12 protein-coding genes and 1 pseudogene are annotated in these 12,664 nt (G+C 41.1%); 4 read left to right on the top strand and 9 right to left on the bottom strand.

The window, feature by feature from the left end; genetic code table 11:
• Positions 1–456: 456 nt before the first annotated feature.
• Positions 457–2,280 carry a translational GTPase TypA gene (gene typA, locus CWC30_RS05450; protein WP_138626625.1) on the top strand — a complete coding sequence of 608 codons (1,824 nt, stop codon included), beginning with the start codon at positions 457–459 and terminating at the stop codon, positions 2,278–2,280.
• Positions 2,281–2,674: 394 nt separating this feature from the next.
• Here typA and CWC30_RS05455 read toward each other — a convergent pair.
• From CWC30_RS05455 to CWC30_RS05470, 4 genes and pseudogenes are all read right to left on the bottom strand, one after another.
• A pseudogene (locus tag CWC30_RS05455) lies at positions 2,675–2,959 on the bottom strand (sugar-binding protein); the annotation flags it as partial.
• Positions 2,955–3,134, bottom strand: coding sequence for a BLUF domain-containing protein (locus CWC30_RS05460; protein WP_349654448.1), 180 nt, complete (start codon positions 3,132–3,134; stop codon positions 2,955–2,957). The pseudogene CWC30_RS05455 and the gene CWC30_RS05460, both read right to left, overlap by 5 nt.
• A 146-nt stretch (positions 3,135–3,280) precedes the next feature.
• Positions 3,281–4,372 (bottom strand): MBL fold metallo-hydrolase, encoded by a 1,092-nt coding sequence (locus tag CWC30_RS05465; RefSeq protein WP_138626626.1) that lies wholly within the window; start codon positions 4,370–4,372, stop codon positions 3,281–3,283.
• 138 nt (positions 4,373–4,510) lie between these two features.
• A complete protein-coding gene (locus CWC30_RS05470) occupies positions 4,511–5,164 on the bottom strand; it encodes a DUF2959 domain-containing protein (RefSeq protein WP_013463802.1) in 654 nt (217 codons plus the stop codon).
• Between the two features lie 86 nt (positions 5,165–5,250).
• Here CWC30_RS05470 and CWC30_RS05475 point away from each other — a divergent pair, with 86 nt between their 5' ends.
• Together CWC30_RS05475 and dtd are read left to right on the top strand one after the other, a co-directional pair.
• Positions 5,251–6,132, top strand: coding sequence for a virulence factor BrkB family protein (locus tag CWC30_RS05475; protein WP_138626627.1), 882 nt, complete (start codon positions 5,251–5,253; stop codon positions 6,130–6,132).
• Complete coding sequence (gene dtd / locus CWC30_RS05480; RefSeq protein ID WP_033102725.1) at positions 6,133–6,570, top strand: D-aminoacyl-tRNA deacylase; 438 nt, start codon at positions 6,133–6,135, stop codon at positions 6,568–6,570.
• Here the strand turns inward: dtd and CWC30_RS05485 are convergent.
• Positions 6,567–7,313 (bottom strand): spermidine synthase, encoded by a 747-nt coding sequence (locus CWC30_RS05485; protein ID WP_036980944.1) that lies wholly within the window; start codon positions 7,311–7,313, stop codon positions 6,567–6,569. The genes dtd and CWC30_RS05485 overlap by 4 nt on opposite strands.
• Positions 7,314–7,435: 122 nt before the next feature.
• Between CWC30_RS05485 and CWC30_RS05490 the strand changes: the two genes are divergently transcribed.
• A complete protein-coding gene (locus CWC30_RS05490) occupies positions 7,436–8,329 on the top strand; it encodes a bifunctional GNAT family N-acetyltransferase/hotdog fold thioesterase (protein WP_008108405.1) in 894 nt (297 codons plus the stop codon).
• Between the two features lie 53 nt (positions 8,330–8,382).
• Here CWC30_RS05490 and CWC30_RS05495 read toward each other — a convergent pair whose 3' ends face one another.
• The 4 genes from CWC30_RS05495 to CWC30_RS05510 all read right to left on the bottom strand — a co-directional run bounded on the left by CWC30_RS05495 (position 8,383) and on the right by CWC30_RS05510 (position 12,664).
• Positions 8,383–9,414, bottom strand: a complete 1,032-nt coding sequence (locus tag CWC30_RS05495; protein WP_138626628.1) for a phospholipase A — start codon at positions 9,412–9,414, stop codon at positions 8,383–8,385.
• A 177-nt stretch (positions 9,415–9,591) separates the two neighbouring features.
• A complete protein-coding gene (locus CWC30_RS05500) occupies positions 9,592–10,713 on the bottom strand; it encodes a succinylglutamate desuccinylase/aspartoacylase family protein (RefSeq protein WP_036980950.1) in 1,122 nt (373 codons plus the stop codon).
• A gap of 5 nt (positions 10,714–10,718) precedes the next feature.
• Positions 10,719–11,924: a PLP-dependent decarboxylase gene (locus tag CWC30_RS05505; protein ID WP_138626629.1), complete on the bottom strand. Its 1,206-nt coding sequence runs from the start codon at positions 11,922–11,924 to the stop codon at positions 10,719–10,721.
• Complete coding sequence (locus CWC30_RS05510; RefSeq protein ID WP_138626630.1) at positions 11,924–12,664, bottom strand: 2,3,4,5-tetrahydropyridine-2,6-dicarboxylate N-succinyltransferase; 741 nt, start codon at positions 12,662–12,664, stop codon at positions 11,924–11,926. The genes CWC30_RS05505 and CWC30_RS05510 overlap by 1 nt, the downstream gene beginning before the upstream one ends.

Here is a 12,664-nt window from a genome sequence, read left to right on the forward strand (position 1 = left end):
ACTAGTAAGCCGATTTCATGCCATTATTTTAACCTACTGTTTATTAAGTTAAAAAATATGGCTGCACAAAAATAGTCATGCGTATTGCACTTTTTTGGTGCGTAAGATGTCCATAGTGGTGCAAAAAATCCACACTTAAATTTGCATGTATTTTAATCATCTAAATCAGCTTAACTTAAATAGTAAATAGCGCCAAAGCAATTAACAAATTAGCTAAAAAATGACAGTTTGTGTAATTTGTCGAAATTTATTTCATATAAATGTCATATAAAAAACAGATACTTAGTAAAAGTATTAAGAAAGTTTTTAAAATTGTATTGGATAAACTTTCATCCATGTCATTAATGAGGGATAATATGCGCCCTTTTAAATCCTATGCTGGGACATCTGGTGAAAACGCAGATGAGTGCGTAGATCTTGCAGGATCAATGAGAATAAACTTCTCTGAGTAAAAATATGAGCATCGAACAGTTAAGAAATATAGCGATTATCGCGCACGTTGACCACGGTAAAACAACGTTGGTTGACAAACTACTTGAGCAATCAGGTACATTAGAAACACGCGGCGGTAACGAAGAGCGCGTGATGGACTCAAACGACATTGAGAAAGAACGTGGTATTACCATTTTGGCCAAAAATACAGCCATTTCTTGGAAAGACTACCATATCAATATCGTAGATACCCCGGGACACGCCGATTTTGGTGGTGAAGTTGAACGCGTACTTTCGATGGCTGACTCAGTATTGTTACTTGTTGATGCTCAAGAAGGTCCAATGCCACAAACGCGTTTCGTAACGCAAAAAGCATTCGCACAAGGCTTAAAGCCAATTGTTGTTATCAATAAGATTGATAAGCCTGGTGCACGTCCTGATTGGGTTATGGATCAAATCTTTGATTTATTCGATAACCTTGGTGCAACTGACGAACAGTTAGACTTTAAAGTAATCTACGCTTCAGCAATCAATGGTTGGGCTACATTAGATTTAGACGAGCCGTCTGACAACATGGAACCTATGTTCCAAATGATCGTTGACGAAGTATCACCACCAGAAGCTGATCCTGAAGGTGACTTCCAAATGCAAATCTCTCAGCTTGATTACAACTCTTATAAAGGTGTAATCGGTGTTGGTCGTATTAAGCGTGGCTCTGTTGCTCCTAACCAACAAGTGACTATTATCAGCGCTGATGGTTCTACGCGTAACGGTAAAATTGGTTCAGTACAAAGTTATTTAGGTCTTGAGCGAATCGAAACTGACCGTGGTTATGCAGGTAATATCGTAACAGTAACAGGTATTGGTGAGCTGAAAATATCAGACACAGTGTGTGCGCCTAATAATGTTGAAGCACTACCTCCACTAAGTGTTGATGAGCCTACAGTAACAATGACCTTCTCTGTAAATACATCACCATTTGCTGGTAAAGAAGGTAAGTTTGTAACGTCGCGTAATATCCTTGAGCGTTTACAAAACGAGCTTGTACATAACGTTGCACTTCGTGTAGAAGAGACAGATAACCCAGATAGCTTCCGCGTATCTGGCCGTGGTGAATTACACCTTGGTATCTTAATCGAGAACATGCGCCGTGAAGGTTACGAGCTAGCTGTATCACGTCCAGAAGTAATTTTGCGTGAAGTAGACGGTGTATTAGAAGAACCGTATGAAACAGTAACAATTGACTGTGAAGAAGAGCACCAAGGTTCTATCATGGAGCAAATTGGTCTTCGTAAGGGGGAACTTACTGATATGGCACCAGATGGTAAAGGCCGTATGCGTATGGACTTTATGATCCCAAGCCGTGGTTTAATCGGTTTTCAAACTGACTTCATGACGCTTACTTCTGGTTCTGGCCTTATGTACCACACATTCGATCATTACGGTCCTCATAAAGGCGGTACTATTGGCGCACGTAAGAACGGTGTAATGATTGCAAATGCGACAGGTAAAGCACTTACTAACGCATTATTCAACTTACAAGAGCGTGGGAAATTATTCATCGGTCACGGTGTTGAAGTTTACGAAGGTATGGTTATCGGTATTCATAGTCGTGATAACGACCTTACCGTTAACGCACTTAAAGGTAAGCAGCTTACTAACGTTCGTGCATCTGGTACAGATGAAGCACAAACACTTACGCCACCATTGAACTACACACTTGAGCAAGCGCTTGAGTTCATCGATGATGACGAGTTAGTAGAAGTAACACCTGAGAACATTCGTATTCGTAAACGCCACTTAACTGAAAGTGAGCGTAAGCGTGCGGGTCGTGCTGCTAAAGCTTAATAGTCTTTAGAGTAAGCATAATAAAAGCCGCTGTATTGCAAAATACAGCGGCTTTTTTGTGGGTGAAAACAAGCGCTATTAGCTATAAGTCGTCAGCTGTCAGATTAGAACAGTGTAATTGAATCGCTTGGTATTAATGTGGCTATTAGGTGAAAGCCGCTAGATTTTGTAAACCTTGCAACATAGTGTTTTTCCTCTAAAAGCGCTGCGCCTCTTATCCTCTTTGTAAATAATTCACTTAAAAATGTTTGCACAAAGAGAAGGGAGTGAGCAGTAAAAGAGTCAGATCTTAAACAATCTATAATGTAAAGCACCTGTAATTGTTGCTCGGATACTTTTTGCTTGGTTTCGCTGTGCTCAGCCCAACCTAAGTTTTCAACTATTGTATTAATGGTTACTTACTTTTTGGCAGTAGGGTGATTTTGCCAAATACGTCTGCATCTATAAACCCACGGTTTCTGTCACCATTGACTGGTTGTACTTCATGGGAGCCCATAAAGCGTTCGCGTACTTCGCTACCATCGTTATCGCAGTAGGCGAGCATAAAACCAATGAGGTGTTTTTCAGTTAACTTAATCGGTGTGTTTTGTGCGCCTTGTTGATAATCATTCGGGTAGAGTTTTATTGCCACTTCCCACGTGATGTTATAGGGCGCAGTGGTATTGCGTTTGCAGTTAGTTGAGCATAATTACATTGTGATGACGTTTGTCATTTAATATTTGTTGATAGGTATTATTAACAGCGGTTTTGGAGCCTTCAAGGCATTGTAAAAAGTACTCATTACTAAAACATAACATGCCGGTGACATTTGTTTTTACATTGTAGGTTCGCGCATTTTGTAAAATATTTTCTATATCTTCAGGCCCAAACCACTACTTATTTTACTGGCGTAAATGAGTCGCACAAGAAACATAAAACCCCTGACTGTTTAGTTAATTAAAGATAGTTCAGTGAGGGGGTTATTACTAATTATGTAAACGCATTTTGTGTAAATGACTAACTAAAGCTGGATGCTTTCACCTTCATTTAAAATATACAGAGGGATCTTCGAGTTCATTTTTTTATGCATATGCAATAAGCGCAGTAGTGCAGAGTGGCTGCTGTGATCGCCCATCTTCCAACTTGAGTTACCATAGCCCCACGGTATCATTACTTTACAGTTAAGCGCTTGTGCTGCGGTTAATGCATCCTCAGGAGTGGTATGTACATAACGGTACCAGTTGCCGTTCTCTTTATGGTAATAAGAGGCAATAGGCATTAAGCACACATCGATATCGCCATATTTTTGCTGTATATCGTTAAAGTGTTTTGAATAACCAGTGTCGCCTGCAAAAAATAAAGTGCTGCCACTTTGCTCAAGTAACCAGCCATTCCATAGGTCTTTATTGTTATCTTCATAAATAAAAGGCACTAAAACACGACTACTAAAATGATGCGCAGGTAGCGCATGAATGGTTAAATCATCAATTTTAGTTTTTGCATACCATGCCATTTCACTAATGTTAAAGCCACCTGTTGGAAAGTTATCAGCCATACCAAGGGGGGTTAGGTAGCGAGGCTGATTACCAATTTCTTCAATATCGGCTTTATTGAAATGATCGTAGTGAATGTGAGAATACATAACGGCGACTAAGTTTTTCAATTCATTGTCTGTGAGCCAGTCGCCAGGCTTGCGATAAAATCCTGAAGTAAGGCGAAAAGCTAAATCAATAGGCGAGTCAAATTGCTCTTTTACGGGATCAAATACAACTTGTTGGCCATTCGGGGTTTTGATCACAAAGCCTGCGTGTCCGAGCCAACGAATAGTAAAGCCCGCATTAACCTGCGGATTTTTTTGCTTACCTTGATATTGGCAGTTTTCAGCCTCTGTTTCACAAATTAAGTTATTGTTTTTTGGGTAGCAATCAGTTTCACAGCTAACAGGATAACTTTTTTTGCCTGGGTAGAGGTTGTGGTAGCGCCCAGCTTGCTCACCTTGTTGATGAAGTGGAATAACTGTATCAGGGCCTGCAATAACCTCAATATTATTCGCAGTGCTGCATGCAACGAGCACACTGGAGGCGATGATTAAGCTAAGTGTATGTATTTTCATAATTCATTTTTAGTTGTTATTTTTATTTTACTGAAAGTGTAACAAAAGCAGTTTGCTAAAAAAGGACAAAAAAGTAACAAAAAGTGTGTATAAAAAAGCCCGCTATTTTTAGCGGGCTCAGTTTAATAGGTTAAATATTTAGGATTTATTCATTTGCTCAATAAATTTATTTGAGTCTTCAATCGATTTGTTCATATCATTCATTAATAACTGAATATCGCGCTTTAAGTTAGTAAATTCACCTTTGATAGCCGCTACCGCTTGCGCATTTAAGTTATGCTTTAAATACAATACGTTGTCTTTTAAAGATGATAATACCGGCTCCATTTTGCTCTCGGCGCTGCGCATTGAGCGAAGTAACTGGTCGAATTGACGTTGTGTTGCTGCTAACTTTTTGCTGCTTTCACGCTTAAGTGAGGCACTTTTGTATTGCTCTAACTCATCATTCCACTCATCAAATAAAGCTTCTGCTACGTCTTCAACTTTATTAATATTACTTGATACTTCGTTTGCCGCTTGAAGGCTTGACTCGTAATCGTCATTAAGTTGATTGTAAGCATCTTGCAATTCACCGCCATCAAAATTAATAAGTGTAGTTAAACGCTCAAGTGCTGATTGAAATTCTTGTTGAGACTCTTGTTGTGAGTCTTTTGTTTCTTCTACGCGGTCAATCAAAATATCACGCTTATGAACACCTACTTTTTCCATTGCCGAATAATAAGCAGACTGACAACCAGAGAGCATCAGCATTAACGCAAGTATGGTTGTCCCTAAAAATGTTTGTTTTTTCATCTGAATTCCTATTTACGAGTGTTAATGCTGTAAATTATGGCCTTGATTGTTATTATAATCAAAAGCTCACCAACAAAGTTAATTGTATGAATGATAAGCTCTCCCATTACAAACAGCAAGTTAAGGCGTTTTTAAAACTGCAACCAGGCTGGTGGATGCAATATTTTAATCGCTGTATTGACGATCAAATAACCATTAATGCAGGGTATTTAGCGTACGTTACTTTACTTTCGTTAGTCCCACTTATTGCTGTAGGTGTAGCAATATTTTCTGCTTTTCCAGGATTTGAGTCGACTCGTTTAGCTATTGAGAGCTTTTTGTTTACTAACTTTGTGCCCACCTCTTCTGGTGTCATTAAAGAGCATATTAGCTCGTTTGCTAGTAATGCCAATCAAATGACGGCAGTAGGTATTGGCTTTTTAGCAGCCATTGCCTTGCTACTTATTCGTAATGTAGATGCCACGCTAAACCGTATTTGGCGAGTAAAGAAAAAACGCCCGATGATGATATCGTTTGCCGTATATTGGATGGTACTCAGCTTAGGGCCCGTGTTACTGGGTGCGAGCATTGGTGTCACCTCTTATATTGTGTCGTTGGTATCGTTTGCCGATCAAGGGATCCCAGGGTTTAGTGGTTTCTTGTTAAAGCTACTACCGTACGCTATCTCTATGGCTGGTTTTATTATGCTTTACACCTTAGTGCCTAATACTCGCGTTTCGTTTAAGGCGGCCGTTCCCGGTGCGCTATTTGCTGCCATGTTATTTGAGCTAACCAAAAAAGGCTTTGCTTTGTACATTAGCCATTTTCCATCATACGAAGTGATTTATGGTGCGGTAGCAACCATTCCCATTTTGTTTGTATGGGTTTACTTGTCGTGGGTCGTGGTGCTACTAGGCGCTGAATTCACGGTGTGTATTAACATGAAGCATTACAATAAAAAAGATCAACAAGCAGAGGATACAGAGTAAATGCAGGGATTAATTCAACGAGTAACACACGCTAACGTGGTGATAGACCAACAGCTTGTCGGTGAAATTAAACAAGGCATTGTATTATTGCTGGGGGTGGAAAAAGAAGATGATGAAAGCAGCGCTGATAAACTATTACACAAAGTCACCAATTACCGTATTTTTAATGACGAAAACGATAAAATGAATCTCAGCCTTAAAGACATACAAGGCGAACTGTTAGTCGTATCGCAATTTACGCTCGCAGCCAATACAAAAAAAGGCATGCGGCCTAGCTTTTCATCGGCAGCTACACCAGACCAAGCGCAAGCGCTATATAATTACTTTGTAGAGCAGGCTAAATTACTCGGTATTAAGGTCGCGACCGGTGAATTTGCAGCCGATATGCAGGTGAGTTTATGTAACGATGGGCCGGTTACCTTTAATTTAACCGCTTAACGTGCTTTTTCTACAATCACAATATGATTAACAAAGCCGGTAATTTTTTGAATACTAATAGCCTTCCCAAATACAGTCAGTAGTACATGTTGTAACTGAGTAAGTTGTGATGAGTGCTGCGATAAAAAGTTAATAAATAATACGCCCTGTTGAGCAAGTGCATCATAAATTGTTTGATAAAAGCATGAATCAAATAAAAATCGCGGGGCGTCTAATTCACTAAATAAATCTAAAATAACCCAGTCCATCTGCTCTGCTGATTTTAAAATTGTTTGCGCATCCTCGCAATGAATCTGTTGTTGTTCACTGGGGGCAAAAAATTGTTGATAACAGTCAATAATATGGGGGCTTTTCTCTACTGAAGTAACCTGCACTTGAGGATACTGCTCTAATAAGTAATTACGAATGGCACCGCCACCTAACCCCAGTTCGAGTACTTTTTTAGGCGCAGGTAGCTGTTGCCAAGCCGTTGCTAAATAAGCAAGGTGCGGAAACAGCAATGCATGTGGTTTTGCTTTTAAAATAACAGACTGCAAGGTGTTATTAATGAGTAGCCAGCGAAGTTGTTGATACTCTCTTACTTGTATGTGCTCACCATGCTGATTATGCCAATAAAGTAACTGGCCTAGCGATGAACTATGCTCAATAAAATGTTGGCTGATCAGGCCACTACTGCAATGGATATATTTATTCATGCTATTGAGCATAAACCAGCAGAGGTAAATCGCAACGGCTTTTGTCATTAATTTTTTACAGCTGTTTTCTCAGCACCAAAGTCTTATTTGCAGTTTTACCCAGATCGAGTATGGTGTTTTTCACAAAATGCACAGCGTAATATTTTACATTTTTAATTTATGGAGTATGTATGTTTCAAGTGAGCACCCCACAAAGTAGTGAAGACTGGCAAGCCTATTACCAATTACGCTGGCAGGTTTTACGTGCCCCATGGGGCGAACCTCGGGGCTCTGAGCAAGACGATTTAGAGCAAGAGGCTGAGCATCGCTTCATTAAAAATAAAGCGGGTGAAGTATTGGGTGTGGCTCGTTTGCACTTTAATAATCAGCAACAAGCTCAAGTACGTTATATGGCGGTTGCAGAGGGTAACCGTAATCAACATATTGGTAGCCGTTTACTACATGAGCTAGAAAAAATAGCGTGGAATCAAGATGCTGATGAATTAGTGTTGTTTGCTCGTGAACGTGCTCTGGAATTTTATCAGCGCCATGGCTATGAAAATAAAGAAAAAGCACATTTGGCTTATGGTGATGTACAGCATTACAAAATGGTTAAGCTCAAACCGAGTGAGCCAGGTTGGTTTCGCCACCCTAATTGGACTCAAGTACTGCAAAACACATGGCGTGAATCAATCCCCATTAGTGATGCTATGGGAATAAAAGTAGAAAGTTACACAGATTGGCAATTTACTACTCGTGCAGATTTAAATGCTAACTTAAACTTACACAACACCATGTTTGCGGGCTCTATTTATAGCCTAGCTACATTAACGGGTTGGGGAGCAACGTATTTAGCATTAAAAGAAGCCGGACTTGAGGGCAATATAGTGTTAGCCGATGCTAATATTAAATATTTAAAACCACTGAATACCGATCCTAAAGGCTGTGTTGATATTCAAACCTGTAAAGGTAACTTAATGGAGTTACAAGAGGCGGGTAAGGCGAGCTATTTAGTACCAGTAACCATTTTTGATGGTGACCAAGTAGTTGCCCAGTTTGAAGGGCAGTTTGTGGTTAAAAAGTGATAAAATAAACGAAAAAGCCAAGCGAGTTGCTTGGCTTTTTTTATAAGCGTTTTTTACAGTAAATCTGTCAGTAATATACCCACACCAAAGCGTTCAATATCGGCGTTATAGTCTATTAAACTTTCACCATAACCATTAAAGTACTGTGCATAGCCACGTACTCTTCCCCATAGAGGGAATGACCAATCAAGCTGAATTGCCCCGCGGTTATCTGAATTTAAATTATTACGGATCATAAAACTAAATTCATGATCGTGAAAGCGATACGCGCCACCAAATTCAAAGTAACCCATGTATTTATAGATATCAGGGTTATCGTCACCTCGTGCATCTAGCGGCGCAGGCTTTTTGTTTTCAGGAATGCGATACCAAGGTTTAAAGCTAAATACAAAGCCGTCTTTTTCCCAAATGAAATCGGCATAAATGCGATTCCAAGAACGCGAGTTTGGCTGACTACGACCATTAGATTGGTGCGAAATACCAATGGCTATTGCCATTTCATCGCCCCATAAAACGTTTTCAGGGTCTAAGTAATTAATCCAAAATACTTCTGGCTCGTAGTTGGTTTCACGAAAAGGAGAGGAAATATCGTCGTTATATACTTGCCAGTATGACTGCAAAGTAAAGCCAAAAAATATAGCTTGGTCTGAGTCGGCAAACTCATCATACAAAGGCACTTTAATTGATAGCTGATATTTAGCTTCTAAGTTATCAAGTGGGTCGCCATCTTTTTTATCGGTTAACTCTGCAAATCCATCAAACGGGCGAGTGTTTGGGTTCGACATATAAGAAACAGGTAAAATATAATTACGTCTATGCGGGGTAATTACATTACGATTTTTTTTACCAACCGCTTCACGGGCTTGGCGTTTGTCGATAGCCGTTAGCTGCTTGCTTTCTTCAACGGCAGAACACTTTTTACGTAATTGATCGAGGGTTTGCTTACCGTCTCCACCGATCACTTCATTTAAAATACATTGCTTTACCAGCTCAAGTTCATTGTTTTGCTCGTTATTCGCTGTTTCTTCAGCAACAACGGTTGTGCTGAGTAATGTAGAAAGTAGTATCCAATGGCGCCAACTCATTATAATTCCTTTGTAAGTGAGGGAAGTCAGTATTTTGCTAATTATAGCGCCTTTTTAACACATAAACGGTGAATTTGTCCTGAACTTTAATACTTTAAAAAGAAAAGCGACCTAAGTCGCTTTTACTGTGTAACTAGTTATTTACTAGCTAACTCTCACGCAATGAGAAGGGGTGAGCTAAAGCTCAAAGACGTTGGTAAAAAATTTATACAGCTCGGTACCTTGATTCACACTCGCTGAGGCAAAATGCAATATCGCAATTGCATCGAGATCGAAGCTTAGGGTTTGCAGCGGTTGTTCGCTTAAATAGCGCTCCATTCGCAGTATTTTAGCAATGGGTTCTCCAGCTTTAACATGCCCGCCAAGAGGTGCTAGGTATTCGACCATGCCACCCATGGGGGCGTAATAAGCGATATAATCATTTAGTTGGCAGCCATATCTTGTCATCAATTTTGGTTTGTAGGGGGCATCAACAAATACTTGCTTATGATTTAAATAACTTAAAATACTATTGGCATCGTCTAGTGCCGCGCTTAAATCGATTTTTTCTTGGCTGCCAAGTTCTACCGTAAAGGCTTCAACTTGCACGTTAAATTCACGCCCTTGCTGAGCAAGTTGCTCACTAAGCTGCCACCATGGACAAAAGCTTGCTTCATCCATTGCGCCATCAAAGTCATTAGGAATAACCAGCACATGGGGAATATTAAAGTAACGCGCGCTATCGGTCGCATACTCAGGGCAATATAAGTGCTGACTAGAAATAGGGCCGGTGTGTAAATCTAAAACTATATCTGCTTGATGCGCCAATTTTTGTAAGTTTAGCGCAATCCGTTTCCCCGTTGTTAAACGATAATCAGGGCCGTTGAGTTGTTGCTCAACGTCATTAATTAACGCGGCTTTAAAGGCTGTTTTCAGAATCTTATCATCGGCATCGCTGAACTGCTTTGCAAACTGTGATGCAAGTTTATTATTGCAGTGATACATGCGATTCCAATTAGTCCCCGTAATGGGATCGAATCGGCCAAGGGTAAATTCCCCCGACTTTTGATTACAGCCAATGGGGTTAGCGTAAGGAACTAAGGTAATATCACCTTTTAAATTAAGTGCTTTTAGTTGCTCAAGTAATTGGTAAATTACCGCGTTGCCTTGCACTTCTGCGCCATGCATATTTGCTTGTACATACACACTTGGGCCGGTGCCATCTCCTTTTAAACGATACACAGGAATAGTCAGTGGTAGTCCGTTTGCGACTTCGCCAACTACAATGTTTTCTTGGCTTATAGCTGTGGTGTTATTCATCTTTTTTACCTCAAGTAGTGGCTTGCATCTTCTGCTTGTCGCACGCAACTCAATACGCCATTGTGTATAACATATTCACCGGCCAGCTCATGACATAAAAAGTACGGCATACTTTCGGTAAAACCGTAGGCACCGCATTGACTAAACACTAACCAGTCTTGCTCATTTAAATCACTGGGTAATTGGTGCTCTCCTAAGCAATCAAGTGCAGTACATAAGGGGCCGTATAGGCTCATTGCTTGATTTGCTGCGTTTGAATCTCGTAACAAACGCGCAGGGAAATCTTGACTGGTGACCGCAGGGCGCAATAAATGATTAATGCCGCCGCTCATAATCACCTGTTGTTGGCCGTAATTTAGTTTGCGCTCAACAACAGGTGTGGCGTAGTGGCCGCATTCGCCTACAGCGTAGCGACCTAGTTCCATCCACAGCTCAGTAACCCCCGCATCGCATTTAATTTTTGCAAGCGCCTCTATGAGTGCATCCCAACTTAGAGTGGGCGTATCAAGCGTATAGGGAATACCTAAACCACCACCTAAATCCAGCACCTTGAGGTTAATATTTAAATCCTCAGCAAGTTGCCTTAACGGCGTAATCATTTGTGTCCACAGTTCAGCAAGTTTGTCGCTGCTAAGCATGTTGCCCCACTGAAAAATATGCAGACCGTCAAAATTAAGTGCACAGTAGTCACTGGTATTTAGCGCCTGCCACTCGTCGCACCCTAAGCCAAATGGAGTAAGACTATCGCCCCCTAGCGGGTTTTTATCACCCTCGGGCCAGCGTAATTGAACGCGCAGCAAAACCTGCAACTGGCACTGCTGGGCATTGGCTTGTTCGTTTAACCAACGCACCTGATTGAGACTTTCTGCCACAAAGGTGCGTACGCCACGCGCAATAAAGTGCTTAATTTGTTTAGGGCTTTTTGCAGGCCCCGTGTTGAGCACGCGTTCACTGTTAATTCCTTGAGCGAGGACTTGCTCAAGCTCGCCTTTACTTGCAACATCAAAGTTAAAACCAGCGTTATTTAAGCGTTGGATCACGCTAGATAACGGGTTCGCTTTAACTGCATACCAGAGTTTTACCTCGGTTTGTGCTACTAAACGCGTTAAATGTGTGTTTAGTGAATCAAGATCATAAACAAAAAAGGGCGTATCAAGCTCAGTTGATAGCTTATCAATAGCGCTTTTAACGGGCGTGCTCAAAAAGGTCATTAACGTAAAACCTCTTCAAGCAATAATGACGCGTCACTTTGCTCGTCACGGTATTTAACAATTAACGCACACGACATGCTTAAGCCTTGCTCACGCGCCCAATCGTTTGACGCAGGGCGAGATCCAGGGATCACAATCGCGTATTCAGGGATAGCTTCGCCTTTATCAAGCTGGCGCTCATTTACGCAGTCATAAACAGGGATGGTTGCAGATAAGCGAACACCTGGAGCAAGTACCGCGCCTTTTTTAACTACCACGCCTTCAACAATCACACAGCCTGCACCAATAAAGGCATCATCTTCAATAACCACAGGGCTGGCACCAATGGGCTCAAGTACCCCCCCTAATTGTACCGCGGCGCTTAAATGCACATTTTTACCTACTTGAGCACACGACCCTACGAGCGCGTGGCTATCTACCATAGTGCCCTCGTCAATAAATGCACCAATATTTACGTACGCAGGTGGCATAATAATAGTGCCTTTGGCAACATGTGCACCACGGCGCACACTTGAACCACCGGGTACCATGCGAACGCCTGCTGTGGCTTCAAAGCTTTGCGGCGCTAAGTTATGTTTATCAACAAAACCGCCAGAAAACTCGGTGTTTTGACCGTTTTTAAAGGCTTCTAAAATGCCTTGCTTTACTTCTACGTTAGCGTGCCATTGGCCGTTTTCGTCTTGTGTTGCTGCGCGAACTGCGCCCGTTTCTAAATTATTTAATAGTTCTAACCAGTTCAT

Source organism: Pseudoalteromonas sp. S4741 (assembly GCF_005886135.1).
In the GTDB taxonomy this organism is placed as follows: domain Bacteria; phylum Pseudomonadota; class Gammaproteobacteria; order Enterobacterales; family Alteromonadaceae; genus Pseudoalteromonas; species Pseudoalteromonas tetraodonis.